Here is a 25,955-nt window from a genome sequence, read left to right on the forward strand (position 1 = left end):
TCAGAGGGGCTTCCTCCCTTCCAGGGCCCGCCCCAGGGTGACCTCGTCCACGTACTCCAGGCTCCCCCCCACGGGAAGCCCGTAGGCCAGGCGGGTGGCCTTCACCCCCCGCTTTCTGAGCTCCTCCGCCAGGTAGAGGGCGGTGGCCTCCCCCTCCACGGTCATGGAGGTGGCGAGGATCACCTCCTTGGCCTCGGACAGCCTTGGCCAAAGGCTTTCCAGGTTCAGCTCCTTGGGCCCCACCCCTTCCAAGGGGTTCAGGGCCCCGCCCAGGACGTGGTACCGCCCCTTAAACTCCCCGCTTCGCTCCAGGGCGTAGAGGTCGGCCACCGTCTCCACCACGGCGAGGAGGGTGGGGTCCCGGGTTTCGTCCTGGCAGATGGGGCACACTTCCCCCTCGGCCAGGTTGCCACAGAGGCGGCACACGCCCAGGCCCTCCAGGCCCGCCAAGGCCGCCCGCAGCTCCTCGGCCTCTTCCCGGTGGAAGGCCAGGAAGAGGGCCAGCTTCTGGGCGGTCTTGGGGCCGATGCCGGGCAGGCGGGAGAGGGCCCGGGTGAGCTTGAGGAGGCTTTCCGGGTACCTCATTTAAAAGAGCTTCCCCAGCATGTCCCCCACGCCCCCGAGCTCCCGGGCCATCTCCTTTTCCGAGAGCTCGTGGGCCTTCCTCTGGGCGTCCTGGATGGCCACCAGGAGGAGGTCCTCGAGGCCCTCGAGGTCCTCCTGGAAGGCCTTGAGGGCCTCGGGCTTGAGCCGAAGGGCGAGGATCTTCCCGTGGCCGTTGGCCTCCACCTCCACCAGGCCCTGGGCCGAGCCCACCACGGTCATCTTCTCCAAGCGCTCTTGGACCTCGGCGGCCTTCTTCTGGGCCTTCTGGGCTTCCTTCAAGAGCTTCTGCAGGTTCATGCTCCCTCCCCTACCATCCTACCCGCAGGGCCCGGGGCGGGCCTAGGGTCCGTGGGAAAGGGGCGGGGCCTCGAGCCCCGCCCCTCCCGCAAGGCCCCTTAGTAGGGCTCGCCCTCCAGCACCTTCCGCTCCTGGTCTACGGAGACCAGGACCAGCTCAATGTGGTAGTGGGACTCCTTCACCCCGGGGTGGGGTCCCGAGGGGATGAGGTTCACGTGGTCTATGCGGGTGATCCCCAGGGCCCTCAGGGTCTTCGTGCCGATGTCCACGTACTTCTGGCTCTCGTTGAGCTTCTTGAGGGGGACCATGAAGACCACCTTCACCAGGTTCCCCGCCTTGTCGTAGGCGAGGAAAGGGCCTTCGGGCAGGGTGCTCGGGTCCACGTAGAGGGTGCCGAGGCCGGGGGTGAAGTTGGGGAGGGCCCCCTTCAGGGCCTCGCTCACGTTCACGTAGGGGGCCGAAGGGGGGCCTTCCGCACCTGGAGCATCTGGGCCAGGCCAAGACCAAGGGCCACCACCAAAGAAACCATCACGAGCGCTTTCGCCTTCCTCATACGTCTACCTCCTTAGGAGCCCTCTAGGGCTCCACCCATCCCTGCAGCCGGAGGGCGGGTGGTGGGTGAGGCCAAACCGGCCGGGCTTTCCGCCCGTATGGTAGGGTGGAGGCGGATGGGCCTGCCCGCCGATCCCCTTTCCGACGAGACCCTCCTCGCCTTGGTGGCCCGTGGGGACGAGGAGGCCTTCCGCGCCCTTTTCCGACGCTACGCGGGAAGCTTCCTCGCCCTGGCGCGAAGGATGGGCTTGGATGGGGCGGCGGCCGAGGACGTGGTGCAGGAGGCGATGATAAGAGTCTGGCAGAAGGCCAAGGAGTTTGACCCCAGGCGCGGGAGCGCCCGGGCGTTCCTCCTCACCCTGGGGCACCACGCGGCGGTGGACGAGGTGCGAAGGCGTGCCGCGAGGCCCCTTCCCCTGGAGCCCGATCCCGAGAGGGAGGAGGAGGCTTTTGACCTTCCGGGACCCGGGCTGGACGAGGAGGGCCACCTGGACCGCACCCGCCTCGGCCGGGCCCTGAAGGCCCTATCCCCGGAGGAGCGGCGGGTGATTGAGGTCCTCTACTACCAGGGCTACACCCACCGGGAGGCGGCAAGCCTCCTCGGCCTTCCCCTGGGAACCCTCAAAACCTGGGCCCGAAGGGCCCTTTCCAAGCTCAAGGAGGTGCTCGGTGAGCCCTGAGGAGGTCCGGGAACTTCTCCCCCTTTACGCCCTCGGGGCCCTCACCCCCGAGGAGCGGGCCCGGGTGGAGCAGGCCCTAAAGCGCTACCCCGAGCTCTGGCCCGAAGCCAAGGCCCTTCTGGAGACGGCGGCGGAGCTCGCTGGAGGCCTCCACCAGGAGCCGGTGCCCCCGGGCCTCGAGGAGCGGGTCCTCCGCCGTATCCGCCCAAGGCGCCTTCCCTTCCTCCCCCTTCTCGCCCGGGCGGCCGCGGTCCTGGCCTTCCTCCTTGTGGGCTACGGGGCCTACTTCGGCCTCTCCTGGACCTTGAGCCTCGGAGCCCCCACCACCCGCGTCTACGCCCTGGTGGGCCCGGAGGGGACGCCTGTGGGGCGGGCGGTGGTCCGGGGGGACGGGGAGGCCCTGGTGGTGCTGAAGGCCCCGGCGCCCGCGGGCCGGGTCTACCAGGCCTGGGGTCTGGGGAAAGGGGATCCTGTGCCCCTGCCCACCTTCCGCCTCCCCCTCAAGGTGGTGCGCCTACCGGAAGGGGCGGAGGCCCTGGCGGTTTCCCTCGAGCCCCCGGGGGGAAGCCGGAGGCCCACGGAGATTCTCGGCCTGCCCCAGCCCTGAGGTAGGGCTTAGGTGAGGCGGCGGTAGGGGCCCGCGGGGCCCGCCGCGGCCAGACCTCTGCTTCCCAGGGCCTGGGCTGGCTTTGGGGTCGGGGCGGACGGGCGCTTGGGAGCCGGGGTGGCATCCTGTCCCTCTCTACGGCCGACCGGGGCCCTATGGATGCCCACATCCAAGGAGGCCATCCCCGCCGTAGGGAAGGGTGAGGGGGAAGACCCCTCATAGGAGGTGGCTATGGGGAAGGAACGGGTTTTGGCGCGCAGGCAGTTCATGCGGGTGTTGACGGCGGCGGGGCTTTCCTCGGCCTTTGCCGGGTCCCTTCTGGACCGGGCCCTGGCGGCCCACGGGGGGCCTTCGGACCTGGACATCCTGCAGCTTGCCCTCACCGCGGAGTACCTGGCCACGGACGCCTATGCCCGCACGCGGTTCGCTTCCTTTGAGGGGGAGATCCGGGAGTACCTGGAGGCGGCCCTGGCCCAGGAGGAGGCCCACGTGAAGGCCCTGCAGGACGCCATCCGCTCCCTGGGCGGGAAACCGGTGGAGAGGCCCCAGTTCGTCTACCCGATCCAGTTTCTGTCCAGCACCCGCCTTCAGGTCCTCAGGCTCCTCAACGCCCTGGAGGACGCCTTCGTGGGCGCCTACCTGGGGGCCTTGCCCCTCCTTCAGAACAAGGACCTGGTCAAGGCGGCGGGGAGCATTCTGGGCAACGAGGCCGTGCACCGGGCTCTCATCCGCGATAGCCGCCTGAGCCTGAAGGACCCCGAGCTGCCCGGCCCAAGGGTGCCCAACGACCGGGCCTTTGAGGTGGCCATCACCCCGGAGGAGGCGCAGAAGGCGGTTTCGGGATTTATCCGGAAGTGAGCCTGCTTGGGAGAGGCCCCGGGGGAGGCCCCGGGGCCTTCGCCACATCCAAACCCGGGGGTTGGGCCGTACGGAAGGACGAGGGGGAAAAACCCAAGCCCCTCGAGGGAGGTAGGTATGCGCAAGACGGTTTTGGAGGCGCGCTTGAGCCGCAGGGAGGCCCTGAGGCGGGCCGGGGCCCTGGGGGCGGGGGCGGTTTTGGGCGGGGCGGTCACCGCCTGCACCACCACTGCTCAGACCCCCAACCTGGACGTGGCCATCCTCAACTTCGCCCTGAACCTGGAGTACCTGGAGGGCCTCTTCTACCTGGCGGCCACCGGCCGGATCACCGAGCTCAACCAGGTGGGGGGCAACGCCCAGATCGTCCTTCCCCCGGGCTTCAACGGCACGAGCCCGGTTCCGGGGCTTACGGGGGACCTCCTGGCCCTGGCCAACGAGATCGCCGACGACGAAAAGGCTCACGTCCTCTTCCTCCGCCAGGCCCTGGGCAGCCAGGCGGTGAACCGGCCCGTCATTGACCTCTCCAACTCCTTCAACGCCATCCAGAGCGGCTTCAACCCCTTCAACGACCCCGTTTCCTTCTTGGTGGGGGCCTTTGTCTTTGAGGACGTGGGGGTCACCGCCTACAACGGGGCCGCGCCCCTCATCACCGACAAGCAGAACGTCCTGGCCCCTGCGGCGGGGATTCTGGCCACGGAGGCCTACCACGCCGGAGCCATCCGCCGCTACCTTATTGATATACGCACCCAGACCGTTCCCAACACGGGCCTCACGGTGGAGCAGCTGGCCAACGCCATCAGCAACGCCCGGAACACCCTGGCGGGCGGCGGCGACCAGGGCCTCACGGTGATGGGCACCCCCAACAACGTGGCCGCGGATGCTAACGGCGTGGCCTTCAGCCGCAACACGGACGGGGTCCTGAAGATCGTCTACCTGAGCGCCCAGAAGCAGCCCGGAGGCTTCTTCCCTCAGGGCCTGAACGGGCAGATCAAGTAGCCCTTCCCGCCTTGGGCCCCCCGGCCGGGGGGCCCCTTATACTAGGGCCATGGGGGAGACCGAGCGGGAGATCGTGGAGGAGCTGGGCTTCGGGATGGTGCCCAACGCCTTCGCCTGGGCCCGCGAGGTGCCGGAGGTCCAGACCGCCCTCTGGAAGGCCTTCCGCCACGTGGTCTTAAGAGGGCTTCTTCCGAGAACGGTCAAGGAGATGATGGGGGTGGTGGCCTCGAGGCGGGCGGGCTCCGAGTACGCGGCCCGGGTCCACCTGCACGCCCTCATGGTCCAGGGGGTGGAAGCCCCCCTCCTCGAGGCCCTGGAGCGGGGGGAGGTCCCGGAGGGCCTCCCTCCCAAGGTGGCCGCCCTCCTCCGCTTCGCCCACGGGGCGGCCTTGGACCCCAGTAGGCCCGAGCTTCTCCGGCCTCTCCGGGAGGCCGGGCTCAGCGAGGCCGAGGTGAAGGAGGCCGTGGCCACCCTGGCCCTTTTCCGGATGGTGAACGCGTGGACCGACCTTCTGGCCATCCCGGTGGACGGGGTGTAGGCCCGGCCCCTCCGGGGGAGGGGGGCGCCCTCTAGGGGAAAGGGCGGGGGCATGCCGCAGGCTATGGGCCAGGAGTCCTTCCTCCTCCGCCTTCTCCTCCTGCACGAGGTTACGGCGGGCTTCTCCGAGCCCCCCTTTCTGGAGGTGCTGGCCCGGGCGGAGCGGGGGGTGGAGTGGGTCTTTCCCGGGGCCAGACTGTTGGCCCTGCTTCCCGAGGAGGCGAGGGGCCTCCCCGGGCGGGGCCTGGGGCGCTTTCGGGGCCTCTTGGGGTACGGGGCCTACTTTCCCGGTCCCCCCCTGCCCCTCTACCTCTTTCTGGAGCACCCCGGGGTGGAAAGACCCGAGGAGCTCCGCCTCGCGGCCCTCTTCATGGAGCACCTCCTGGCGGCCCTAAGGGGCGCGGGCTACCGGGAGGAGCTGGAGCGCCAGGCCCGCACCGACTGGCTCACGGGCCTGGGCAACCGCCGCGCCCTGGACCGGGCCCTCCGGGAGGGGCTGGCCCGGGGCGAGGTCCTGATGGTCCTGGACCTGGACGGCCTGAAGGCGCTGAACGACCGGGAGGGGCACCTGGCCGGGGACGCCCTCCTCAGGCGGCTCGGGGCCTGCCTCCAGGCCCTGGCCCGCTCCCACGGGGGGCGGGGTTTCCGCCTCGGGGGGGACGAGTTCGCCCTGATCCTGCCGGAGAGGGCCTTGGGAGAGGCCCGGCGGGCCTTGGAGGCCTTCCCCGTGAGCCTGGGGGTGGCGCAGGCCGAGGAAGGCCAGGGCCAGGCCCTTCTGGAGCTGGCCGACCGGAGGATGTACCGGGCCAAGCGCCGCAAGGGAAAACGCTAAGCCCCCCTGGCGCAGGCCAGGGGGGCGTAGGGCGGGCGTGGGGGGTTCCCCTAGCCCGCCTTGCGCATGAAGCCCACCGCCCGGAGCAGCCAGATGAGGACCACGGCCCCCACCACCCCCCAGAGGATACCGCCCAGGCTGAGGCTGCCCGCGGAGGAGGCCCCGACGATGCCCAGAAGGTCGGCGAACAGCCACTTCGCCAGCACGGAACCCACGATGCCGATGAGGACCTTGCCGAGAAGCCCCTCGCGGTCTCCCATGATCATGCTGGCGATCCACCCCACGATGGCGCCCACCAGAATGGCCACGATCCAGCTCATGGTCTTCCTTTCCAAAACCCCACCCGCGTCAAGGCGAAGCCCCGCCCGGGGTATAGTGGAAGCCATGGAGCGCCCAAGAAGGCTTCGGTCCCCCCTTCTCCGCCCCCTGGTGGCCGAGGTGGAGCTTTCTCCTAGGCACCTCGTCCTGCCCCTCTTCGTCAAGGAGGGAGGGGAGAGGGAGGAGGTTTCCTCCATGCCCGGGGTCTTCCGCTACCCCCTCTCGGAGCTTCCCCGGGTGGGGGAGGAGGCCTTGAAGGCGGGCCTCGGCGGGGTCATCCTCTTCGGCGTCCTGCCCCAGGAGGCCAAGGACTCCCTGGGCCAGGGGGCCTACGCCGAGGACGGGGTGGTGCAGCGGGCCATACGGCTTCTCAAGCGGGAGCTCCCCGAGCTTCTGGTCGTGGCCGACACCTGCCTTTGCGAATATACCGACCACGGCCACTGCGGGGTGGTGAAGGAGGGCCCCCTGGGCTTTTACGTGGACAACGACGCCACCCTGAAGCTCCTCGCCAAGACCGCCCTCTCCCAGGCCCAGGCGGGGGCGGACGTGGTGGCCCCGAGCGCCATGATGGACGGGCAGGTGAGGGCCATCCGGGAGGCCTTGGACCGGGAGGGGTTCGCCCACGTGCCCGTCCTCTCCTACGCGGTGAAGTACGCCTCCGCCTTCTATGGCCCTTTCCGGGAGGCGGCCCAAAGCGCCCCGGGCTTTGGGGACCGCTCGGGCTACCAGATGGACCCTAGGGCGGGCCTCTGGGACGCTCTTCGGGAGGCGGCTTTGGACGATCTGGAGGGGGCGGACATGCTCATGGTGAAGCCCGCCCTCCCCTACCTGGACGTGCTTTCCGCCCTCAAAGGGCGCTTCGCCAAGCCCCTCTTCGCCTACCAGGTCTCCGGGGAGTACGCCATGCTGAAGGCGGCGGCCCTCAAAGGGTGGCTGGACGAAAGGCGGGCCGTGCTGGAAAGCCTTTTCGCCCTGCGCCGGGCCGGGGCCCAGGGGATCCTTACCTACTACGCCCTCGAGGCCGCCCGCTGGCTTCGGGAGGCCTAGGCCTCCTGCGCCTTGGGGGCGGGGATGCCCCCGGTGAGGAGGGTATAGCCTGCGGCGAGGGCCACCATGGCCCCCGCCAGCACAAAGATCTTGGGGGCGCCGAGGGCGCCTTCCAGGGCCCCGCCCAGCATGGTGCCCATGAGGACGGCGGCGTTCATCACGGCGCTGAAGGCGGCGAAGATCCGTCCCCGCATCTCCTGGGGGGTGTTGAGCTGGAGGATGGAGCGGGCGGGCACGATGAAGGCCATGTTGAGGAAGCCGCTCACGAAGAAAGCCGCCACGGTCCAGGCGAACACCGGGAAAATCCCCACCGAGGCCTCAAAAAGCCCGAAAAGGAAGAGGCCCAGAAGGAAGAGGCGCTCCCTTGGGATCCGCTTCAGGAGGTAGGGGAGGCTTATCCCCCCCAGGATGGCCCCCAGGGCCATGGCCGCCTCCATGAAGCCGAAGCCCGCCGAGCCCACCCCGAGCCACTTGAGGGCCAGGACCACGCCCAAGGCCGTCTCCACCGAGCCGAAGGCGGCGGCGGCGAAGAGGGTGCCCACCGCCCGCCGGATGGTGGGGTGACCCAGGAGGTGGCCCAGGCCCTCCTTCACCCGGGCCAGGTACCCCGCCTTGGGAAGCCTTTGGGGCCTTAGGGAGGGGAGGCCGGTGAGGAGGAGGCCTGAGGCCAGGTAGGTGGCGGCGTCCAGGTAGAAGGCGAAGGCCGGCCCCACCGCCGCCACCAAAACCCCGGCCGCCCCCACGAAGAGGACCTCCGAAAGGCGGTCGGCCAGGAGGATGAGGCTGTTGGCCTCGTCCACCTCCTCCTTGGGCACCAGGTCGGGGACCACGGCGTTCTGGATGGGGTCGTGGAGGTCGCGGAGAAGCTCCATGAGGAAGACGAGGAGGAGGAGGACGGGGAGGCTCTTGGCGCCCAGGAGGGGGATCAGGGCCACCAGGGGCGCCCTGAGGAGGTCGGACCAGACGAGAAGGCGCTTGCGGTCCTGGGTGTCGGCCCAGGCGGAGAGAAGGGGGGAGAAGACCACGGTGCTGAGGAGCTGGACCCCCAGGACCAAGGAAACCCAGAGGGCCTTTTCCGTAAGGAGGTAGACCAAAACCAACAAGGCCACCCGGTGGACCCTGCTTCCCGCCTGGGACACCAGGTAGGAAAGGATGAGGCGGGCGAAGGCTGGGTGTCTTAGGGCCTTCATAGGAATCTCCTTGGGGAGGATTTTACCCAAAGAGGTTCCAGCGTCAAGGGTTTCCCACCACCAGGTAGGCCACCCTGCGCCCTTCCCGGGCGAGCACCAGGGTGCCCTCGGGGAGGCGGTAGAGGAGGAGGTCCCTGAGGCGCCGGGGCACCTCCCCCGCTTGGCCCACATAGGCCGCGTCCTCCCTCAGGCGGAGGGAAAGGACGCTGTGGCCCACCTTTAGGGCCTGGGGTTCGGGGGAGAGGGAGAGGAGGTGCACCTCGGCCCCCAGGGTTTCCCGGGTGGGGGGGCGGCGGCCCAGGTATTCCCGCAGGGCCTCGGCCAGGGCCTGGGCTTCCTCGTTTAGGTCCAGGGCCCGGCCCACCTCCAGGAGGAAGGGGAGGGGATCGGCGGGCCCCAGGCGCTTTAGGGTCAGCTCCAGGCCCTTGCGGGCGAAGTCCAAGAGGGCCTCTTCCGGGGCCTGGCGGTACTTTTCCGCCAGGGCGGGGCCGAAAGCCTCGGGCTGGAACTCCCCCTTGAGCCTGGCGGAGAGGGCCCGGAGGAGGCGGAGGTGGGCGTAGCCCTTCTCCGGGGAGAGGAGCCGGGCCAGCACCCTTCCTTCCGAGAGGAGCTCGTAGAGCCGGGGGGCGCTCCGGGCCTCGAGGCGGAGGTGGAGAAGGTTCCCCTCCCGCACCGCCCAGACCTCCAGGTCTTCCCAGGGGAGGACCAGGGTTTCCTCCAGGGGGTGGTCCTCCCCGGCGAGGCCCAGGTGCCAGACGCCTTCCGCCTGGCTCAGGGTGAGGGAGAGAGGCCCGAGCTGGACCCGGCCGGGCCTCAGGGGTAGGGTGGCCAGGTGCTCCCGGACCTCCCCCGGAGGGGGCACCTCGGGCCAGGGGGTTTCCCCCTGGGGGGTGGGGAGGAGGTTGAGGAGGGCGAGCACCTTTTCCAGGGCCACCCGGAAGCGGCGCCTCTCCTCCTCCAGGAGAAGCTCCCGCCGCCTCTCCTCCAGGGCCTCCTTCTTGAGGCGCTCTTCCAGGCGGGCCATCTCCTGGGGGCTCGCGCCAAGCCTTTTGGCCTCCTCCAGGGCCCGCCGTAAGGCGGCGAGGTCCCGCCGGGGGGGGAGGCCGTAGGCCCCGTCCCACTCCAGGAGGCGGTTGAGGAAGCGGCGCAGGTAGGTGCGGGTCTCCTCCGGGGGCAGGGGGAGGTCCTGGGGCAGGTGGAGGGCGGTTTCCAGGTACTCCAGGAGGAGGGCCTCCGCCACCTTGGGGTCCTCGAGGTCCAAGAGGGTATCGGAAAGGGAAGGGATGGGGTGGCTCGGGGCGAAGCGGGAAAGGTTGAAGTCGCGCCGGAAGCCCTCCGTTTCCCGGTAGGCCTGGTAATTTTGCAAAAAGGCATGGATAAGCCTGAGCTCTTCCCGCCTTCCGGAGAGAAACTCCTTGGCCTTGGCCCGGGTCTCCCGGAGGGCCAGGAGGCGCCAGACCTTGAGGGCCAGGTTCTTAAGGTCCAGGGGCTTTTCCTCGGGCTCCGAAGGGGCGGCCTCCTCCAGGAGGGGAGGGAGGTCCAGGGGGGGCGCCTCGGAGGGCTTCCCGCCCCTAAGGGACCGGAAGCGTGCGTCCGCCTGGCGGAAGCGCTTGGCGAGGGGAGCGGGGAGCCGGCTTTGGGCGAGGAGGGAGCGGAGCTCCAGGAGGGCCCGTTTGCCTCCCTTGGGGGTGCGGCCTTGGAGGAGGTCCTCCACCCGGTACTCGTAGAGGTCCACCAGGTCGGCCAGGCGTTCCACCCCTTCATCCTATACAATGGGGCCGATGCGCCTTGCTCCCCGCCTTCAGGTGGCCGCCGTTTCCCACGTGGGGCGCCGCCAGAACAACGAGGACTTCCACCGGGTCCTCCGCCTCGAGGTTCCCCCGGGCCACCTCTTCCTCCTGGCGGTGGCCGACGGCATGGGGGGAATGGAGGCGGGGGAGTGGGCGAGCAAGGTGGCCATAGAGGCCCTCTCCGAGGCGGTGCGGGCCTACGCGGAGCACCTCAAGGGGGGGCGCCCCGCTGTGGGGCTTCCCCGGGTGATGGAAAAGGCCTTCGCCCTGGCCCAGAGGCGGGTGGAGAAGGAGGCGGAAAAGCCGGGCCGGCGGGGGATGGGCACCACCCTCACCGCCTTCCTCTACGCCGACTGGCTCAAGGAGGGCGTGGTGGGGCACATCGGCGACTCCCGGGCCTACCTCCTGGGCAGGGGGGGGCTTCGCCGCCTCACCGAGGACCACTCCTGGGTGGCGGAGCGCCTCAAGGAGGGGGTGTTGACCCCCACCGAGGCGGAGCGCCACCCTTACCGCCACGTCCTTACCCGGGCCTTGGGCCTGCCTGAGGCCCGCTTTGACCTTTTCCCGGTACGCCTCGCGCCCGGGGAGGGGGTCCTCCTAGTGACCGACGGCCTCTACGGCCTGGTTCCCGAGGAGGAGTGGAGGCTGGAAAGGGATCTGCAAGGAAGCCTCGAGGCCCTTCTCTCCGAGGCCTTGCGCCGGGGCGGGGACGACAACATCACCGCCGTGGCCCTGAGGGTGGAGTGATGCCCCTGCTTTTGGCCTTCCTCTTGGTTCTCCTCACCGCCGCCCTGGCGGTGCGCCTTTCCCCCTGGCCCTTGGCCTTCCTCCTCGCCCTCCTTTCCGGGGCCGGGGTGGCCCTGGGGGTGAGGCTCGAGGTGGCCCTTCCCTGGCTTCTCCTGGCCGTGGGGGCCCTGGCGGCGCCCCGGGTGTACCTGGGTCCGAGGCGTAGGCCCCCCCGGCGGAGGCCCGCCCGGGAGAAAAACCCCACCCACACCAGGACCACGGAGGAAGAGCAGGTCCTCTCCCAGCGTTACGAGATCCTGGAAAAGGTGGGGATCGGGGGGATGGCCACCGTCTACAAGGCGAAGGACAAGAAGACGGGCCGCCTGGTGGCCCTAAAGGTGCCTCAGGAGCGCTTTGTGGGCGACCCCCGCTTCGTGCGCCGCTTCCACCGTGAGGCCGAGGTGCTGGCCAAGATGGACCACCCCAACATCGTCAAGGTCTACGACCACGGCCAGGTGGAGGGGGTCCACTTCATCGCCATGGAGTTCCTGGAGGGGGAGGGCCTGGACAAGCTCATCGAGGAAAGGCGCCTCAACCTCAGGCAGGCGGCCTCCGTCCTCGCCCGGGTGGCGGATGCCCTCCGGCACATCCACGCCCAGGGCATCGTCCACCGGGACATCAAGCCGGGAAACATCATGGTCCTCAAGGGGGCCTTGAGGGAGGGGGGGGTGGACCCCCGGGGGGTGCGCCTCATGGACTTCGGCATCGCCGCGGGGAAGGTCCTCACCCGCCTCACCATCACCGGGGCCCGGATCGGCACCCCCGTGTACATGAGCCCCGAGCAGGCCAAGGGGCAGAAGCTGGACCACCGCTCGGACATCTACTCCCTGGGCATCGTCCTCTACGAGGCCCTCACCGGCCAGCCTCCCTTCACCGGGGGATACGAGACCGTGATCCACCAGCAGATCTTCCAGATGCCCACCCCTCCCAAGCAGCTCCGGCCGGAGATCCCCCAGGCCCTCTCCGACCTGGTGCTCAAGATGCTGGAGAAGGACCCGGCCAAGCGGCCGGCCCTGGAGGAGGTCATCCGGGTCCTGGAAGGCCCCTGGGACGAGGAGCGGGGCCTGCCCCACCCCCACTACCTCCTCCTGGGGGTGGAGGCCAAGAAGGGCACGGTGCGCCTCCTGGACCTGGAGGGCACCCCGGCCCGCCTCCTTTCCGGCATCGGCTCGGCCCCCGGCCACTTCCCCGCCCCGCCCCTGGCGGTGGCCGCCGACCCCGAGGGGGGGATCTGGGTCTCCGTCTTTGAGCACGGGGCCAAGCTGCTCCACCGCTTCTCCCCCGAAGGGGCCCTTCTCCTTTCCACCGGTCCTTACGGGATGAAGCCCGGGGAGTTCCTCTTCCCCCTGGGCCTAGCCGTGGCCGACGGCGCCCTCTTCGTCCTGGACGGGGAGACGGCCACCATCACCCGCCTGGACCTCGAGGGCCGCTACCAGGCCCGCTTCGGGGGGCACGGCCCGGGCCGAGGGAGCTTCCAAGACCCCAAGGCCTTGGTGGCCTCGGGGGAGTTTCTCTTCGTCCTGGACTACGGCAACCGCCAGGTGCAGCGCCTTTCCCTGGACGGGCGCTACCTTTCCCGCTACGCCTTCCGCCGCCATAGGGAAAGCGAGGAGCTCAGGCTCCTGGGGGGCGTGGGGGCGGCGGGGGAGAGGCTTTACCTTTACGACACCGAGGCGGGCAAGGTGCGGGAGCTGGACCTTTCCGGAAACCTTTTGGGGTCCTACGCCCTACCCCTTCTGGAAGGGGAGGACCGCATGAGCCTGGTGGAGCTTCTTCCCTTCGGGGGCATCCTCTACGCCGCCCGGCGGGGAAGCCCCCGGGTGCACCGCATTGACCTGAGGACCGGGGAGGCCCTCGCCCCCCTGGAGGCCTACGCCCCGGTGCGGGCCCTGGCCCTTTGGCGGAATCCGGCATGAGGGTGCTTGTGGTGGAGGACGATCCCGGGGTGCGGGAGGCCTTGGAGCTAGGCCTCTCCCTGGAAGGGCACCAGGTGCGGGCCGTGGACCGGCCCAAGGAGGCCCTGGAGCTTCTCCCTTGGGCCGAGGCGGTGGTCCTGGACATCCTCCTGCCCGAGGGGGACGGGTTTTCCCTCCTCAAGGAGATCCGCGCTCGCTCGGAGGTGCCGGTCCTGGTCCTCACCGCCTTGGAAGAGGTGGAGTGGCGGGTGAAGGGCCTAAGGGAGGGGGCGGACGACTACCTGGTGAAGCCCTACAGCCTCCAGGAGCTCCTCGCCCGCCTCGAGGCCCTGGCCCGCCGGGCCCGCCGCGAAGGGGAGGTCCTGGCTTATAAGGACCTCCGCCTTTACCCAAGGCGCATGGAGGCCTACCGCGGGGAAAGGCGCCTTTCTCTCACCCCCAAGGCCTTCCTCCTCCTCAAGGCCTTTCTGGAGAGCCCGGAGGAGGTGATCCCCAAGGAGGCCCTGATGCGGAAGGTTTGGGGAGAGGTGGTGGAGCCCGCCACCCTCGAGGTCCACCTTTCCGCCCTCCGCAAGGCCCTGGGGGAGCCCAGCCCCATCCAGACGGTGCGCGGGTATGGCTACCGCCTTTCCCTCCCTTAAGGGGAGGCTTCTCGCCCTCCTCCTCCTTTCCCTCTGGCTCTTCCTCCTCCCCTTGGCCTGGCTTTCCGTTCGGGAGGCCGAACGGGCGGCCAGCGAGGACCTCAGGCGGGCCCTCTTCACCCGGCTTTATCTCCTCAGGGAGGAGGCTTTCCCGGAGGAGGCCCTTCTTCCGGAGCTTTTTCGCCTGGTCCAGCTCTTCGGGGGAGGGGTGGGGTTCGTGGTTCAGGGGGAGGAGGCCCGCTTCACCCAGCTTGCCCCCTGGCCCTTGCCCCAGGAGCTCTTCCAGGCCCTGAAGGAGGGGCGGCCTTACCAGGGGGTCTGGCGGGGGAGCCTCTACGTGGCCCTTCCCGGGAGGGGGCTCGCCTTGGGGGTGGCGGTGCCTTTGGAGGGGGTTTCCGCCTTGGGGCGGAGGCTTTCCCTCCTCTACGCCACCTGGGGCGGAGGGCTTCTCCTCCTGGTCTTCCTCCTCGCCGCCTGGGGCTTCTCCCTGGCCCTGCGTCCTCTGGGGCGCCTGGAGAGGCTTCTAAAGGAGCGCTCCCCGGAGGACCTTAGCCCCCTCCCCGACCCCGGCCTGGCCGAGCTTCGCCCAGTGGTGGCCGCCCTCAACGCCCTCCTTTCCCGGGTGGAGGGGCTTTTGGCCGAGCTTTCCGAGAAGGAGACCCTGGCCCGGCGCTTCGCCCGCCACGCCTCCCACGAGCTCAGAACCCCCCTGGCCGCCCTCAGGGGCTACCTGGAGGTCCTCAGGCGCAAGCCGGAGCCCAAGGCCCTGGAAGGGGCCCTTCGGGAGGCGGAGCGCCTGCAAGGGCGGCTTACCGGCCTTCTGCGCCTTTCCCGCCTCGAGGCCGCTCCCCTTTCCCCAAGGCCCCTGGACCTAGGGGCTTTCCTGCGGGAAAGGGGAGTGGAGGTGGAGGGGGAGGGGGTGGTCCTGGCCGATCCCGAGCTTCTGGCCCTGGCGGTGGAGAACATCCTGGAAAACGCCAGGCTCCACGGCAAGCCCCCCGTGCGGGCGCAGCTTTTGCGGGAGGGGGAAGGGGTGTGGCTCTGGCTCACCGATGCGGGGCCTGGCTTCCCCCAGGACCTCCTGCCCCGGGTCTTTGAGCCCTTCGTCCACGGGGGGAGGGGCACGGGGCTCGGCCTCGCCCTGGTGGCCGGGGTGGCCCGGGCCCACGGGGGAAAGGTGCGGGCGGAGAACCGCCCGGGGGCGGCGGTGGGGCTTTTCCTGCCTTTGGGTTCCCTTAAGGTTTCCCCCGGTGCGCCCTTTGGGGAAGGGGGCTAGCCTAGGTCTTTGGAGGTGATCGGGGATGAGGAAAGCCTTGGTGGGCGTGCTGGCTTTGGTGGCGGGCCTCTCTTTGGCCCAGCAGGTGGACTACCGGGAAGCGGCCCGCTCGGCGGCGGCCCTGGCGCGCCTAGAGAGCGTGGCCCAGGGGGCCACGGGGGAGGAAAAGCTCCTCGGGTGGGCCCAGGCGGTGAAGGCCCGGGCGGAGAAGAGCTACCAGGCCAAGGACCACTTCAGGGCTCTGCGGGAGGCCCAGGCGGCCCTTCTCCTCTACCGGGCGGCCCCGGGGGAGCCCCAGTTCCGGGCCCGGTCCCAGGTCCGCATGGGCTTCCACCACGGCTTCGGCCCCAGGGGCTGGGGTGGGAAAGGCGTGGACCTTTCGGCCCGCCTCAAGGCTCGGGCCCAGGCCGCCCTGGACCGGGCGGAGAAGGAGCTCGCCTACTACCGGGGCCAAGACCCCTTGGTGAAGGACCTGGTGGCCGAGGCCAAGAACCGGCTGGAAAAGGAGCCCGGCCGGGCCTGGATGCTGTCCCGGGCGGCCTTGGCCTTGATCTCGGCGGAGCGGGGCTTCTAAGTACCCCGCCGCGGCTTTCGCCGCGGTGGGGCACTTAGCTTGCGCCAGCATGGGAGCCCCGAAGGGTAAAGTTTAAGCCGTGCGCTGGCCTATGCTCCTCCTCCCTTTCCTGGGGTTGGCCCTGGGGGAGGAGCCTAGGCCGTTTTCGGGGGAGGCCGTGCTCCTCCGCTGCGCCCAGGTGGTGCGGACCCTCGAGGTCCTGGCCCTTTACCAGGAGGGGCGGGCTACCCTGGTCCTCCTGGGGCGGGAGAGCCCCCTTCTTCTTCTGGCGCTGGAGGAGGGGCGGCCCTACCCCCATCTGGGCCCTCCCCGGGGCAGGCCCCTTCCCCGGAGGCCCCTGCCTTTCCTGAGGGAACTCTCCCTGGCCCGGCGGGTGGTGGCGTTGCCGGGGGAGTACCGCTGCTTCGTTCTCCACCGGGGGCGGGTGGTGGGGGTGGTGCGCCTGGGGGAGGACCTCCGTCCCCTACCCCTGCCCCCGGGCCCTTGATACCACCCCATGCTGGCCCAAGCCGGCATGGGGGCCCCGGCCCAAAAGGCCCGCAGGGCTTCCGTACCTGGGCTTGGGCGGAGGATTCACGCCAAAGGGGTATGAGGGGAACCCTGGGGCGGCTTCCCGGCGTACAATGCCCCTCGTATGAAGCCCGCTTTGGGGCCCGGACTCTATCCCCTTTGCGGCCCGCCCGCCTCGGGGAAGACCCGGCTGGCCCTAACCTACGCCCTGGAGGTCCTCCGGGAGCGGGGACGGGTGTGGTGGGTGGGCCTGCCCCACCAGCGCGTTTACGTTCTGGAGCTTTTCGGCAGGGAAGGGGCCTTTTTGGGCCTGGAGTACCTCTCCTTCCAGGCCCTCTACTACCGGGCGCTGGCCGAGGCGGGGCGCCTTGGGCCCCTCCTGCCGGGGGCGGGGCGGGTGGCTCTGGTGGCCGAGGCCCTGCGGGAGCTTTACGGTCCCGGCGTGGCCCCCGGGGAGGCCCGGCTTTTCGCCCGGGCCATCGCCGAGCTCAAGCGCTTTGGTCTTTCCCCTTTCGCCCTGCCCAAGGAGGGGGAGGCGGGGAGGCTGAGGCGGGTCTACCTGATGTATGAGCGCCTGAAGCGGGGAAGCCTGGACTACGACGACTTCCGCCGCCTGGCCCTGAAGGTCCCCTTGCGCTTCTTCCCGCGGCCCCACCTGGTGGTGGTGGACGGCTTCCGGGAGGTGGGTCCCCTGGATTTGGCCTTCCTCCGCCGCCTGGCCCAGGAGGTGCCCGTGCTCCTTACCCTCGAGGTCCTGCCCCCAGGCCTGAAGTCCTGGGAAACCCTTCCCCCCAGGCCCCTCCGCAAGGAGGTGTGGCGCCTGGCCAACCCCGTGGAGGAGGCCCGCCACCTCCTCCGGGCCCTGAAGCAGGCCCTGGCTCCCCGGGAGCTTGGAGGGGAGGGCCTGGCCCCGGAGGAGGTGCTGGTGGTGGCCCCGGAGGAGCGCATCGGAGGGCTCCTCCTCCTCAAGGAGGAATACGGCCTCCCTCTGGAGGACGGCCGGGAGCAGGCCCTGGCGGATACCGAGGACGGGGAAAGGGTCCTGGCCCTCCTGAGCCCCTTTCCCACGGGGCGGGACCTCCTGGCCCTGGGGTTCGCCGCCCTGGGCCGAAGGGCCCTGCGCTTAGGGCTTGCGGGGGAGGAGGCCCTTGGGGCCCTGGCCGAGCGGGAGGGCCTCCTGGCGGAGTGGGAGGCCTTCCGGGCCCTGCGCACCCCGGGGCCGGACCCCTTGGCCTGGGCGGAGGAGGCCTTGGAAAGGGTGGGGGTTTCCGCCAAGGAGCCCTTCCTTTCCCGGCTCCGCTTGGCCCTCCGGGTGGACCGGGAAAACCCCCTCGCCTGGTGGCGGAGCCTCCTCCTGGACGAGGCCCTGCCTCCGGGAGTGGGCCGGGGCATCCCCCTCCTCCCCCCCTTGCGGGCGATGGGGGTGCGGGCCAGGAGGGCTTACGTGCTGGACTGGGTGGCGGGGCGGTACACCCTGGGGGAGGGGGAGGACTACTTCCTCCTGGAGGAGCTCAGGGAGCGAGGGCTTCTTTCGCGGCTTCCCCGGCGCCTCCGGGGCCTGGACCCCCTCTTCTGGGAGGAGGTGGCCAGCCGGGGGGAGGAGGTCTTCCTCCTCTACCCGGAGGCCGGGCCCTCCGGCCTCTACCCTCCCATGGAGGCGGGAAGGAGGCCCGACCCCCTGCCCCCGGCGAGCCGCCTCGAGGCCCTCCCCCACACCCCCTTCCGGCCCCCTTGGCCCTCGGGAAGGGGAGGGACCCCCTTCCTGGAAACCCTGAGGCGCCTTCTGGAGTGCCCCTTCCGGGCCTATATGGAGCGCTTCCCCTTGCGGGAGGAAGAGGACGGCCCCTGGGGATGGTCCCTTCTGGCCCAGGGGGGGGAAGGGCTTTGGGGCCACCCGGAGGTGGGGCCCTGGCTTGAGCGGCACCGGGGCCACCTGGAGGGGATGCGCTTCTTCGTCCTCTGGGAGCGGGAAAGGTACCGGCTACGCCTGGACGGGGTGCGGCGGGAAGGGGAGGCCCTGCACCTCTACCGCTTGTTGCCGGCGGGGGCCGAGCCCCAAAGGGATTTGGGGAGGCGCTGGACGGAATGGAAGGCTGTGGAGGAGCTCCTTAAGGGCAGGTTCAAGACCAAGGTGGAGGAGGTGCACCTCTGGGCCTGGCCCTGGCTGGGGGAGCCCGTCCCCTACCGCAGGCGTCCCTTCCGCCGAGGGGAGAGGCTTGGGCCCCTGGAGGCCATCGGGCCCAGGCTGGAAGAGGCCCTGGCCCTATGGCAAGAGGGCCCTTACCTTCCTAGCCCCGGGAGCCACTGCCACCCCTGCCCCTACAAGGACGTCTGCCGGAAGGAGGAGCTGTGAGGCTTTACGTGGCCTCGGCGGGCACGGGCAAGACCCACACCTTGGTGGAGGAGCTGTTGGCCCTGGTGAAAAGGGGGGTTCCCCTAAGGCGCATCGCCGCCGTCACCTTCACCCGTAAGGCGGCGGAGGAGCTCAGGGCCCGGGCCAAGGGGGGGGTGGAAAAGCTCCTAGAGGCCGAGCCCTGCGAGGAGGCCCGGCGGGAGGTGCACGGGGCGGTCTTCACCACCATCCATGGCTTCTTGGCCGAGGCCCTCCGCCACGTGGCCCCCATGTTCTCCTTGGACCCGGACTTCGCCCTTTGGGACGAGCTGGTGGCCGAAGCCCTTTTCCTAGAGGAGGCGAGGAGCCTCCTCTACCTCCGGGGCCTGGACCCGGACCCGTGGACCGAGGTCCTCCACGCCCTTTACCAAAAGCGTTCCCTGGCCGAGGGGTTCACCCCCCTCCCAGGGGCGGAGGAGGCGGTGGGTCTTTTCCAGGAGGTTTGGGAGCGGTACCGCCGCCGCAGCGGGGAAGCCCTGGGGCCGGGGGACCTGGAGGCCTGGGCCCTCCGCCTCCTGGACCATCCCGGGGCCCTTAAGCGGGTGGTGGAGCGCTTTCCCCATGTTCTCGTGGACGAGTACCAGGACCTGAACCCCCTGCAGGGCCGCTTCTTCCAGGCCCTGGAGGAGGCGGGGGCGGAGGTGGTGGCCGTGGGGGACCCCAAGCAGTCCATCTACCTTTTCCGCAACGCCCGGGTGGAGGTCTTCCGCCAGGCCCTGGCCCGTGCCCGGGAGGTGCGCACCCTGAACCGCACCTTCCGCCACGCCCGGGAGGTGGCCCGCTTCCTCAACCGCTTCGTGGCCCTTTTCCCCGAGAAGGAACGGGTTTTGGTGGTTCCCGAGCGCCCTGAGGAGGGACGGGTGGAGGTCCACTGGGTGGTGGGGGAGGGGGACTTGGAAGGGAAGCGCAGGCGGGAGGCCCTTCTTCTGGCGGAGCGCCTTCTTGCCCTGAGGGAGCAAGGCTTTGCCTTTTCCCAGATGGCCGTCTTGGTGCGAAGCCGCTCGGGTCTTCCCCACCTGGAGACGGCCTTTCGCGCCCGAGGGGTGCCCTATGGGCTTGGGCGGGGGCGGAGCTCCTTCAACCGCCCCGAGGTGCGGGACCTCTACCACGCCCTGCGCCTGGCCCTTCTGGAAGGCTCCCCGGGCCCGGAGGAGCGCCTTTCCCTTTTGGCCTTCCTGCGGGGGCCCTGGGTGGGGCTGGACCTGGCCCAGGTGGAGGAGGCCCTGCGGGCGGAAGACCCCCTTCCCCTCTTACCCGAGGCCGTGCGGGAGCGGCTACTCTGGCTGAAGGGGCTGGCCGGGAGCAAGCCCCTGGAGGCCCTGAAGGCCTTGGCCAGGGAGGAGAGCTTCCTGAGGAGGCTTTCCCCCCGGGCCCGGGCCAACCTGGACGCCCTGCTCCTCATGGCGGCCTCCGAGCGTTTCCCCGACCTCGAGGCCCTCCTGGAGTGGCTAAAGGTCCGCGCCCAGGACCCCGAGGCCAGCGAGCTCCCCGAAGGAGGGGAAGGGGTGAGCCTCCTCACGGTGCACGCCGCCAAGGGGTTGGAGTGGCCCGTGGTGGCGGTCTTTGACCTGGCCCGGGAGGACCCCCCCTTCCGGGGCCCCCTGGCGGTGGGCCCCGAGGGCCAGGTGGCCCTGCGGGGGACGGAGGCCTTCGCCCGGGTGCGCAAGGCCTGGGCCCAGGCCGAGGAGGAAGAAAGCCTCCGCCTCCTCTATGTGGCCCTTTCCCGGGCTAGGGACGTGCTTTTGCTGACGGGAAGCGCCTCGGGCCGCCCAGGGCCCTGGGCCAGGGCCTTGGGGCGGCTCGGCCTGGGGCCGGACTCCGAAGACCCTTGGGTCCACCGGCACCCCGTGGGGGAAGCCCCCCTCTTGGGGCCCCCCACCTCTTTCCCCCCGCCTCCGGAGCCTGCGCCCTACGCCGCCTTGGCCTTTCCCGGCCGACCCCTCCCCCGGGTCTACTCCCCCAGCGCCCACCGCAAGGCCCAGGAGGAGCCCCTTCCCCTGGCCGAGGCCCTGGAGGAGGAAAGGGCTCCGGAGTTCGCCCGGGCCCTGGGCACCCTGGTTCACTACGGCATCGCCCGCCACCTGGACCCCGAGGACGAGGAGGCCATGGCCGCCCTCCTCCTCCAGGAGGTGGCCTTCCCCTTCGCCCCGGAGGAACGGGAGGCGCTTTTGCGGGAGGCCCGCCTCCTCCTCCGCCACTACCGGGCCATGCTGGGAAGCCTCCTCCCCCCCTTGGAGGCCCGGGAGGAGGACCACGCCGAGCTTCCCCTGGTCCTGCCGCTTCGGGGAACGGTTTGGTACGGGGTTCTGGACCGCCTGTACCGGGTGGGGGGGACCTGGTACCTGGAGGACTACAAGACCGACCGGGAGGTGCGCCCGGAGGCCTACCGCTTGCCCCTCGCCCTCTACCGGGAGGCGGTGCGGCGGGCCTGGGGGGTGGAGGCCGAGGCCCGGCTGGTCTACCTCCGTTCCCAGGAGGTCTACCCCTTCTCCCTCGAGGAGCTTAGGGCGGCCCTGGCGGAACTGCCAAACCCCCCAGGGGAGGCCCTGGGGGGGGAGGAAGGCCAGGCCTAGCGCTTGGAGTACTGGGGAGCCCGGCGGGCCTTGTGCTTGCCGTACTTCTTCCGCTCCACCACGCGGGCGTCCCGGGTGAGGAAGCCCAAGGGCTTGAGCTTTGCCCGGTAGTCGGGGTTGTACCGGAGAAGGGCCCGGGCCACCCCCAGCTTGATGGCGTCCACCTGGCCGCTTTTCCCACCCCCCTTCACGGTGATGTAGGCGTCGAAGCGGCCTAGGGCGTCCACCACCCTAAGGGGTTCCAGGGCCGCCACCGCCCGCACCAGCCCCTGGAAGTATTCCTGGAAGTCCTGGCCGTTCACGGTGACCTTACCGCTTCCGGGCCTCAGAAAGACCCGGGCCACCGCCTCCTTCCGCCGTCCGGTGCCGTAGTACTGCTCCATCACTTGACCTCCAGCTTCTCGGGCTTCTGGGCCTGGTGGGGGTGGGTGGGCCCGGCGTAGACCTTGAGCCTTTTGAAAAGCCTCCGGCCCAGAGGCCCCTTGGGCAGCATCCCCTTCACCGCGTGGGCCAGCACCCGCTCGGGGTGGGTGGAAAGCATCTTCTCCAAGGGGATCTTCTTAAGCCCCCCGGGGTAGCCGCTGTAGCGGGTGTAGACCTTCTGCGCAAGCTTCTTCCCGGTGACGCGGATTTTGTCGGCGTTGACCACCACCACGAAGTCCCCCATGGCCACGTTGGGGGTCCAGTCGGGGCGGTGCTTGCCCCGAAGGAGGGTGGCGATCTGGGTGGCGAGCCGCCCCAGGGTCTTGCCCTCGGCGTCAATCAAAACCCAGCGGGGTTCCGTTTCCTTAGGTACGTACGTCTTCACCAGGGCCCTCCTTATGGCTTGGGCGAGGCTTCCGCTCTTGGCGGGGGATCGGGGGACCCCGCAAGAACGCCAAAGGTAACTTTACCACATCCTTGGGGCCTATGGGTAGATGTGGTAGGCTGAAGACCCGTGAACGGGGTTTCCCAGCCTCCAGCCAAGCCCAGAAAATACATCTTCGTCACCGGGGGGGTGGTTTCCAGCCTGGGGAAGGGGATCCTGACCTCTTCCCTGGGGGCGCTCCTCCGGGCCCGGGGCTACCGGGTCACGGCCATCAAGATTGACCCCTACGTGAACGTGGACGCGGGCACCATGCGCCCCTACGAGCACGGGGAGGTCTTCGTCACCGCCGACGGGGCCGAGACCGACCTGGACATCGGCCACTACGAGCGCTTCTTGGACCTGGACCTCTCCCGGGGCAACAACCTGACCACTGGGCAGGTCTACCTCTCGGTGATCCAGAAGGAGCGCCGGGGGGAGTACCTCTCCCAAACGGTCCAGGTCATCCCCCACATCACCGACGAGATCAAGGAAAGGATCCGCAAGGTGGCGGAGGAGCAGAAGGCGGAGATCGCCGTGGTGGAGGTGGGGGGCACGGTGGGGGACATCGAGAGCCTGCCCTTTCTGGAGGCCATCCGCCAGTTCCGCTTTGACGAGGGGGAGGAGAACACCCTTTACCTCCACCTCACCCTGGTCCCCTACCTGGAGACCAGCGAGGAGTTCAAGACCAAGCCCACCCAGCACTCCGTGGCCACCTTGAGGGGCGTGGGCATCCAGCCCGACATCGTGGTCCTCCGCTCCGCCAAGCCCGTGCCCGAGGAGGTGCGGAAGAAGGTGGCCCTCTTCACCAACGTCCGCCCGGGCCACGTCTTCTCCAGCCCCAACGTGGAGCACCTCTACGAGGTGCCCCTCCTCCTCGAGGAGCAGGGCCTGGGCCGGGTGGTGGAGCGGGCCTTGGGGCTGGAGCCCGTCTTCCCCAACCTGGCCTTCTGGCAGGAGGCGGTGCGGGTCCTCAAGCACCCCGAGCGCACCGTCAGGATCGCCATCGCCGGGAAGTACGTGAAGATGCCGGACGCCTACCTTTCCCTCCTCGAGGCCCTAAAGCACGCCGGCATCAAGAACCGGGCCCGGGTGGAGGTGAAGTGGGTGGACGCCGAGGCCCTGGAGGAGGCGGACCTGGACGAGGCCTTCGGCGATGTTTCCGGGATCCTGGTCCCCGGGGGGTTTGGCGTGCGGGGCATTGAGGGCAAGGTGCGGGCGGCCCAGTACGCCAGGGAGCGCAAGATCCCCTACCTGGGCATCTGCCTCGGCCTGCAGATCGCCGTCATCGAGTTCGCCCGCAACGTGGCGGGCCTCAAAGGGGCCAACTCCACGGAGTTTGACCCCTACACCCCCCACCCGGTGATCGACCTCATGCCCGAGCAGCTGGAGGTGGAGGGCCTCGGGGGCACCATGCGCCTTGGGGACTGGCCCATGCGCGTCAAGGAGGGCACCCTCCTCCACCGCCTCTACGGCAAGGAGGAGGCCCTGGAGCGCCACCGCCACCGCTACGAGGTGAATCCCCTTTACGTGGACCGGCTGGAGCGGGCGGGCCTCGTGGTCTCCGCCACCACCCCGGGGATGCGGGGCCGGGGGGCGGGGCTGGTGGAGGCCATTGAGCTCCAGGACCACCCCTTCTTCCTCGGCCTCCAGAGCCACCCCGAGTTCAAGAGCCGCCCCATGCGCCCCTCCCCGCCCTTCGCGGGCTTCGTGGAGGCAGCCTTGCGGCGGGCGACGGTCTAACAGGTTCGCGAGTCCCTCCTCCGCCAGGCCTTTTGACGGTTCGTGTACCCCGTCCTGGGGCCGGGGTAGGGCCCCGGAGGGGAGGTGTTCACCTCGCCTCTGGCCTTGACGAGTATACCGTCCAGACGGTATAGTTGCCCCAGAGGAGGTAGAAATATGCTCCAGGGTGCGCCTACCGATGCCCGTGCCCGGATCCTCGAAGCCGCTTCGGAGGTGCTGCGGCGAGAGGGAGTCATGGCCCTCACCCTGGACGCCGTGGCCCAGGCGGCCCGGGTGAGCAAAGGGGGTCTTCTTTACCATCTTTCCCAGCAAGGAAGCGCTGGTGCGGGCGCTCTTGGAGCACCATCTGGATGCGTTTGAGCGTGCCTTGGCGGAAAGTGGGAAACCTTACGGCGCACGGCGGCTTGAGTGACTCTCCGTGACGCCGCTTCGCAACGGCGCGGTTGTCCTTCACTACCGGCGGGCCGACGGCGGCCGCGATGGGGATAGTCTAGGAGAACCATGAGCAAGGTGTTCGTCAGCGTTTCCCTGAGCCTGGATGGCTACCTGGCGCCGGAAGGGATGACCATGGAGCACTTCCACGACCCTGGGTACAAAGACTGGGGGGCCAAGTGGGGTGCGCTCATGGCCTGGGCCTTCAACACGCGGTACCTGCGCGAGAGGCTTGGGCTCGGCCCGGGCGGCGAGACCGGTCCCGCGGACGAGGTGGTGCGCCGTGCCTTTGAGCGCACCGGCGCCTACATCATGGGCAAGCGCATGTTTGCGGGCGGTGAGCGCGGCTGGCCAGAGGAACCGCCCTTCCGCGCCCCGGTTTTTGTCCTGACCCACGAGAGGCGTAAGCCCTGGGTGCGGCCGGGCGGGACGACCTTCTACTTCGTTAGCGAAGGTCCGGGGCGCGCCCTAGAGCTCGCGCGGGAGGCCGCGGGTGGGCGCGACGTCCGCATCTCCGGCGGGGCGAACACGATCCAGCAGTACCTGAACCTGGACGCCGTGGACGAGCTGGAGGTAGCGCTGGTGCCGGTGCTCTTCGGGGGCGGTGTGCGCCTTTTTGAGAACCTCCGCGAGCCCCTGCCCCGATTCCGCATTGCCGAGGTGATCCACACCCCCCTTGCCACGATCGTGCACTACGTGCGTTCGTGAGGCGGCCCGGAACGGGTTTTGGCCCACGGGCTTCCGGGCAGGCCTATACCAGCGTCCTTGCGAACTGCCTCGCCACCCGCCCGGAGAAGCCCCGCTCCAGGGCGAAGCGGAGGGCCTTGGCCTCCTCCTCCGCCGCCAGGGGGCGGCCCAGGTGGTGGGCTACGGCCTTCAGGTAGAGGGCCTTGTCAAAGGGGGGGAAGGTGAGCACCAGGCCGAAGCGCTCGGCCAGGGCCAGGGTGTCCTGGAGGGCGTCCCAGGCCTCGGGGGCCTCGCCGGGGAGGGGGTTTTCCCCCAGGCGGCGCACCAGGTGGCGGCGGTTGGAGGTGGCGAGGAGGAGGACGTTCTCCGGGGGCCCCTCGAGGCTTCCCTCCAGGAGGGCCTTGAGGTGGTGAAACGCCTCGTCCTCGGGGTCCAAGGAGAGATCGTCCAAAAAGAGCAGGTAGCGGTGGGGCAGGGAGGCGAGCTGCTCCAAAAGCGCCCCCAGGCGGGGCAAGGCCCCCTTTTCCACCTCCACCATGCGGGCCCCGGGCAGGTGGAGGAGGCTCTTGGCCGCGGTGCTCTTCCCCGTGCCCCGGGCCCCGTAGAGGAGGGTGTGGAGGGCGGGCTTGCCGGAGAGGAAGCGCCGGGCGTTGGCCTTTAGGGCTTCCCGCTGGGCCTCGTAGCCCAGGAGCTCGTCCTCCCGGGGGAGGCGGGGGTGGGGGAGGGGGTGGAGCTCCCCATCAAAGCGGAAGGCCCGGTAGAGGGCGAAGGGCCAGGGGCCGTGGGCCTGGAGGACGGCCACCAGGGCTTCCGGGTCGCGGGCCAGGAGGGCCTTCAGGGCCCCTTCCTCCGCCGGGTGGGCCGGGCGCTCCCCCAGGCTTCCCAGGGGGTTTTGCTCCCGCAGGCGATGCAGCTCGGCAAAGAGGGCCTCGAGATCCAGGCGCACCAGGTCCAAAAGCCCGGGGGTGGGCCTCAGGGCCCGCCAAGCCCAGGGCGCCTTGAGGAGGGCCTGGGCCAGGGCGTAGCCCCAGGGGTCGCCCTGGGGGAGGTCCAAAGAGAGGAGGTCCAGGGGCCGCTTGGGCAGCTCCATGGGCTCCATCATAAGGGCTTCCCCCGGGTTTCCCCCGGGGGCCTTGGTGGGCCGCACAGGACTCGAACCTGTAACCCACCGATTAAGAGTCGGTTGCTCTACCGGTTGAGCTAGCGGCCCAAACGCCAAAGGCTAGTGTAGCCCCCCTTTTCTCCCCTGTCAAGGGAAGAGGTAAAGGAGC

General features: G+C 69.9%; 27 protein-coding genes and 1 tRNA gene. 18 read left to right on the plus strand and 10 right to left on the minus strand.

Going from position 1 to position 25,955, the window contains the following annotated elements:
- From recR to ACY5J6_RS01990, 3 genes are all read right to left on the minus strand, one after another.
- Positions 1 to 585, minus strand: a complete 585-nt coding sequence (recR, locus tag ACY5J6_RS01980) for a recombination mediator RecR (protein WP_462845730.1) — start codon at positions 583 to 585, stop codon at positions 1 to 3.
- Positions 586 to 903, minus strand: coding sequence for a YbaB/EbfC family nucleoid-associated protein (locus ACY5J6_RS01985; protein ID WP_462845731.1), 318 nt, complete (start codon positions 901 to 903; stop codon positions 586 to 588).
- Between the two features lie 98 nt (positions 904 to 1,001).
- Positions 1,002 to 1,346 carry a DUF5602 domain-containing protein gene (locus ACY5J6_RS01990; RefSeq protein WP_462845733.1) on the minus strand — a complete coding sequence of 115 codons (345 nt, stop codon included), beginning with the start codon at positions 1,344 to 1,346 and terminating at the stop codon, positions 1,002 to 1,004.
- A 225-nt stretch (positions 1,347 to 1,571) separates the two neighbouring features.
- Between ACY5J6_RS01990 and ACY5J6_RS01995 the strand changes: the two genes are divergently transcribed.
- The 6 genes from ACY5J6_RS01995 (at position 1,572) to ACY5J6_RS02020 (ending at position 5,965) form a co-directional block, all read left to right on the plus strand.
- Entirely contained in the window at positions 1,572 to 2,135 is a 564-nt protein-coding gene (locus ACY5J6_RS01995; protein WP_462846479.1) for a sigma-70 family RNA polymerase sigma factor, read from the plus strand.
- Positions 2,125 to 2,742, plus strand: a complete 618-nt coding sequence (locus tag ACY5J6_RS02000; RefSeq protein ID WP_462845734.1) for an anti-sigma factor — start codon at positions 2,125 to 2,127, stop codon at positions 2,740 to 2,742. Before ACY5J6_RS01995 ends, ACY5J6_RS02000 begins: the two co-directional genes overlap by 11 nt.
- A gap of 231 nt (positions 2,743 to 2,973) precedes the next feature.
- Positions 2,974 to 3,600: a ferritin-like domain-containing protein gene (locus ACY5J6_RS02005; RefSeq protein ID WP_462845735.1), complete on the plus strand. Its 627-nt coding sequence runs from the start codon at positions 2,974 to 2,976 to the stop codon at positions 3,598 to 3,600.
- Positions 3,601 to 3,717: 117 nt separating this feature from the next.
- Positions 3,718 to 4,596 (plus strand): ferritin-like domain-containing protein, encoded by an 879-nt coding sequence (locus ACY5J6_RS02010; RefSeq protein ID WP_462845736.1) that lies wholly within the window; start codon positions 3,718 to 3,720, stop codon positions 4,594 to 4,596.
- Positions 4,597 to 4,645: 49 nt separating this feature from the next.
- Positions 4,646 to 5,134: a carboxymuconolactone decarboxylase family protein gene (locus tag ACY5J6_RS02015; protein WP_462845737.1), complete on the plus strand. Its 489-nt coding sequence runs from the start codon at positions 4,646 to 4,648 to the stop codon at positions 5,132 to 5,134.
- A 51-nt stretch (positions 5,135 to 5,185) separates the two neighbouring features.
- A complete protein-coding gene (locus tag ACY5J6_RS02020; RefSeq protein WP_462845738.1) occupies positions 5,186 to 5,965 on the plus strand; it encodes a GGDEF domain-containing protein in 780 nt (259 codons plus the stop codon).
- Between the two features lie 50 nt (positions 5,966 to 6,015).
- Here ACY5J6_RS02020 and ACY5J6_RS02025 read toward each other — a convergent pair whose 3' ends face one another.
- The gene (locus tag ACY5J6_RS02025) at positions 6,016 to 6,285 is read right to left on the minus strand and encodes a GlsB/YeaQ/YmgE family stress response membrane protein (protein WP_462845739.1); all 270 of its coding nucleotides are present in this window, start codon (positions 6,283 to 6,285) and stop codon (positions 6,016 to 6,018) included.
- A gap of 64 nt (positions 6,286 to 6,349) precedes the next feature.
- Between ACY5J6_RS02025 and hemB the strand changes: the two genes are divergently transcribed.
- On the plus strand, positions 6,350 to 7,330 hold the full coding sequence (gene hemB, locus ACY5J6_RS02030) for a porphobilinogen synthase (protein ID WP_462845740.1): 981 nt from the start codon (positions 6,350 to 6,352) through the stop codon (positions 7,328 to 7,330).
- Here hemB and ACY5J6_RS02035 read toward each other — a convergent pair.
- On the minus strand, positions 7,327 to 8,520 hold the full coding sequence (locus tag ACY5J6_RS02035; RefSeq protein WP_462845741.1) for an MFS transporter: 1,194 nt from the start codon (positions 8,518 to 8,520) through the stop codon (positions 7,327 to 7,329). The two genes, hemB and ACY5J6_RS02035, sit on opposite strands and share 4 nt — an antisense overlap.
- 43 nt (positions 8,521 to 8,563) lie before the next feature.
- A complete protein-coding gene (locus ACY5J6_RS02040) occupies positions 8,564 to 10,276 on the minus strand; it encodes a hypothetical protein (RefSeq protein ID WP_462845742.1) in 1,713 nt (570 codons plus the stop codon).
- A gap of 25 nt (positions 10,277 to 10,301) precedes the next feature.
- Between ACY5J6_RS02040 and ACY5J6_RS02045 the strand changes: the two genes are divergently transcribed.
- The 8 genes from ACY5J6_RS02045 to ACY5J6_RS02080 all read left to right on the plus strand — a co-directional run bounded on the left by ACY5J6_RS02045 (position 10,302) and on the right by ACY5J6_RS02080 (position 20,978).
- On the plus strand, positions 10,302 to 11,057 hold the full coding sequence (locus ACY5J6_RS02045) for a PP2C family protein-serine/threonine phosphatase (RefSeq protein WP_462845743.1): 756 nt from the start codon (positions 10,302 to 10,304) through the stop codon (positions 11,055 to 11,057).
- On the plus strand, positions 11,057 to 13,012 hold the full coding sequence (locus ACY5J6_RS02050; RefSeq protein ID WP_462845744.1) for a protein kinase domain-containing protein: 1,956 nt from the start codon (positions 11,057 to 11,059) through the stop codon (positions 13,010 to 13,012). The genes ACY5J6_RS02045 and ACY5J6_RS02050 overlap by 1 nt, the downstream gene beginning before the upstream one ends.
- On the plus strand, positions 13,009 to 13,653 hold the full coding sequence (locus ACY5J6_RS02055; RefSeq protein WP_462845745.1) for a response regulator transcription factor: 645 nt from the start codon (positions 13,009 to 13,011) through the stop codon (positions 13,651 to 13,653). The genes ACY5J6_RS02050 and ACY5J6_RS02055 overlap by 4 nt, the downstream gene beginning before the upstream one ends.
- Positions 13,628 to 14,929, plus strand: a complete 1,302-nt coding sequence (locus ACY5J6_RS02060) for a sensor histidine kinase (protein ID WP_462845746.1) — start codon at positions 13,628 to 13,630, stop codon at positions 14,927 to 14,929. Before ACY5J6_RS02055 ends, ACY5J6_RS02060 begins: the two co-directional genes overlap by 26 nt.
- 25 nt (positions 14,930 to 14,954) lie before the next feature.
- A complete protein-coding gene (locus ACY5J6_RS02065) occupies positions 14,955 to 15,503 on the plus strand; it encodes a hypothetical protein (protein WP_462845747.1) in 549 nt (182 codons plus the stop codon).
- Positions 15,504 to 15,582: 79 nt separating this feature from the next.
- Positions 15,583 to 15,990 (plus strand): hypothetical protein, encoded by a 408-nt coding sequence (locus ACY5J6_RS02070; RefSeq protein WP_462845748.1) that lies wholly within the window; start codon positions 15,583 to 15,585, stop codon positions 15,988 to 15,990.
- 147 nt (positions 15,991 to 16,137) lie between these two features.
- Positions 16,138 to 18,366: a PD-(D/E)XK nuclease family protein gene (locus ACY5J6_RS02075; protein WP_462845749.1), complete on the plus strand. Its 2,229-nt coding sequence runs from the start codon at positions 16,138 to 16,140 to the stop codon at positions 18,364 to 18,366.
- Entirely contained in the window at positions 18,363 to 20,978 is a 2,616-nt protein-coding gene (locus ACY5J6_RS02080) for a UvrD-helicase domain-containing protein (RefSeq protein WP_462845750.1), read from the plus strand. The genes ACY5J6_RS02075 and ACY5J6_RS02080 overlap by 4 nt, the downstream gene beginning before the upstream one ends.
- Here the strand turns inward: ACY5J6_RS02080 and rpsI are convergent.
- On the minus strand, positions 20,975 to 21,361 hold the full coding sequence (gene rpsI, locus ACY5J6_RS02085) for a 30S ribosomal protein S9 (protein ID WP_462845751.1): 387 nt from the start codon (positions 21,359 to 21,361) through the stop codon (positions 20,975 to 20,977). The two genes, ACY5J6_RS02080 and rpsI, sit on opposite strands and share 4 nt — an antisense overlap.
- The gene (rplM, locus tag ACY5J6_RS02090) at positions 21,361 to 21,786 is read right to left on the minus strand and encodes a 50S ribosomal protein L13 (protein WP_462845752.1); all 426 of its coding nucleotides are present in this window, start codon (positions 21,784 to 21,786) and stop codon (positions 21,361 to 21,363) included. The genes rpsI and rplM overlap by 1 nt, the downstream gene beginning before the upstream one ends.
- A gap of 129 nt (positions 21,787 to 21,915) precedes the next feature.
- Between rplM and ACY5J6_RS02095 the strand changes: the two genes are divergently transcribed.
- The 3 genes from ACY5J6_RS02095 (at position 21,916) to ACY5J6_RS02105 (ending at position 24,705) form a co-directional block, all read left to right on the plus strand.
- On the plus strand, positions 21,916 to 23,565 hold the full coding sequence (locus ACY5J6_RS02095; RefSeq protein WP_462845753.1) for a CTP synthase: 1,650 nt from the start codon (positions 21,916 to 21,918) through the stop codon (positions 23,563 to 23,565).
- Between the two features lie 234 nt (positions 23,566 to 23,799).
- Positions 23,800 to 23,925 (plus strand): hypothetical protein, encoded by a 126-nt coding sequence (locus ACY5J6_RS02100; RefSeq protein ID WP_462846480.1) that lies wholly within the window; start codon positions 23,800 to 23,802, stop codon positions 23,923 to 23,925.
- Between the two features lie 141 nt (positions 23,926 to 24,066).
- The gene (locus ACY5J6_RS02105; protein ID WP_462845754.1) at positions 24,067 to 24,705 is read left to right on the plus strand and encodes a dihydrofolate reductase family protein; all 639 of its coding nucleotides are present in this window, start codon (positions 24,067 to 24,069) and stop codon (positions 24,703 to 24,705) included.
- A 43-nt stretch (positions 24,706 to 24,748) separates the two neighbouring features.
- Here the strand turns inward: ACY5J6_RS02105 and ACY5J6_RS02110 are convergent, their stop codons facing one another.
- Positions 24,749 to 25,774, minus strand: coding sequence for a DUF815 domain-containing protein (locus ACY5J6_RS02110; protein ID WP_462845755.1), 1,026 nt, complete (start codon positions 25,772 to 25,774; stop codon positions 24,749 to 24,751).
- Positions 25,775 to 25,818: 44 nt separating this feature from the next.
- Positions 25,819 to 25,894, minus strand: a tRNA-Lys gene (locus tag ACY5J6_RS02115).
- Positions 25,895 to 25,955: the final 61 nt, after the last annotated feature.

It is taken from the genome of Thermus sp. H19.2, assembly GCF_054979525.1.

Coding starts and splice junctions, on each gene's coding strand:
- recR (WP_462845730.1), bottom strand. CDS start 585: ATGAGGTACCCGGAAAGCCTCCTCAAGCTCACCCGGGCCCTCTCCCGC.
- ACY5J6_RS01985 (WP_462845731.1), bottom strand. CDS start 903: ATGAACCTGCAGAAGCTCTTGAAGGAAGCCCAGAAGGCCCAGAAGAAG.
- ACY5J6_RS01995 (WP_462846479.1), top strand. CDS start 1,572: ATGGGCCTGCCCGCCGATCCCCTTTCCGACGAGACCCTCCTCGCCTTG.
- ACY5J6_RS02005 (WP_462845735.1), top strand. CDS start 2,974: ATGGGGAAGGAACGGGTTTTGGCGCGCAGGCAGTTCATGCGGGTGTTG.
- ACY5J6_RS02010 (WP_462845736.1), top strand. CDS start 3,718: ATGCGCAAGACGGTTTTGGAGGCGCGCTTGAGCCGCAGGGAGGCCCTG.
- ACY5J6_RS02015 (WP_462845737.1), top strand. CDS start 4,646: ATGGGGGAGACCGAGCGGGAGATCGTGGAGGAGCTGGGCTTCGGGATG.
- ACY5J6_RS02020 (WP_462845738.1), top strand. CDS start 5,186: ATGCCGCAGGCTATGGGCCAGGAGTCCTTCCTCCTCCGCCTTCTCCTC.
- ACY5J6_RS02025 (WP_462845739.1), bottom strand. CDS start 6,285: ATGAGCTGGATCGTGGCCATTCTGGTGGGCGCCATCGTGGGGTGGATC.
- hemB (WP_462845740.1), top strand. CDS start 6,350: ATGGAGCGCCCAAGAAGGCTTCGGTCCCCCCTTCTCCGCCCCCTGGTG.
- ACY5J6_RS02035 (WP_462845741.1), bottom strand. CDS start 8,520: ATGAAGGCCCTAAGACACCCAGCCTTCGCCCGCCTCATCCTTTCCTAC.
- ACY5J6_RS02045 (WP_462845743.1), top strand. CDS start 10,302: ATGCGCCTTGCTCCCCGCCTTCAGGTGGCCGCCGTTTCCCACGTGGGG.
- ACY5J6_RS02050 (WP_462845744.1), top strand. CDS start 11,057: ATGCCCCTGCTTTTGGCCTTCCTCTTGGTTCTCCTCACCGCCGCCCTG.
- ACY5J6_RS02055 (WP_462845745.1), top strand. CDS start 13,009: ATGAGGGTGCTTGTGGTGGAGGACGATCCCGGGGTGCGGGAGGCCTTG.
- ACY5J6_RS02060 (WP_462845746.1), top strand. CDS start 13,628: ATGGCTACCGCCTTTCCCTCCCTTAAGGGGAGGCTTCTCGCCCTCCTC.
- ACY5J6_RS02065 (WP_462845747.1), top strand. CDS start 14,955: ATGAGGAAAGCCTTGGTGGGCGTGCTGGCTTTGGTGGCGGGCCTCTCT.
- ACY5J6_RS02075 (WP_462845749.1), top strand. CDS start 16,138: ATGAAGCCCGCTTTGGGGCCCGGACTCTATCCCCTTTGCGGCCCGCCC.
- rpsI (WP_462845751.1), bottom strand. CDS start 21,361: ATGGAGCAGTACTACGGCACCGGACGGCGGAAGGAGGCGGTGGCCCGG.
- ACY5J6_RS02100 (WP_462846480.1), top strand. CDS start 23,800: ATGGCCCTCACCCTGGACGCCGTGGCCCAGGCGGCCCGGGTGAGCAAA.
- ACY5J6_RS02105 (WP_462845754.1), top strand. CDS start 24,067: ATGAGCAAGGTGTTCGTCAGCGTTTCCCTGAGCCTGGATGGCTACCTG.
- ACY5J6_RS02110 (WP_462845755.1), bottom strand. CDS start 25,774: ATGGAGCTGCCCAAGCGGCCCCTGGACCTCCTCTCTTTGGACCTCCCC.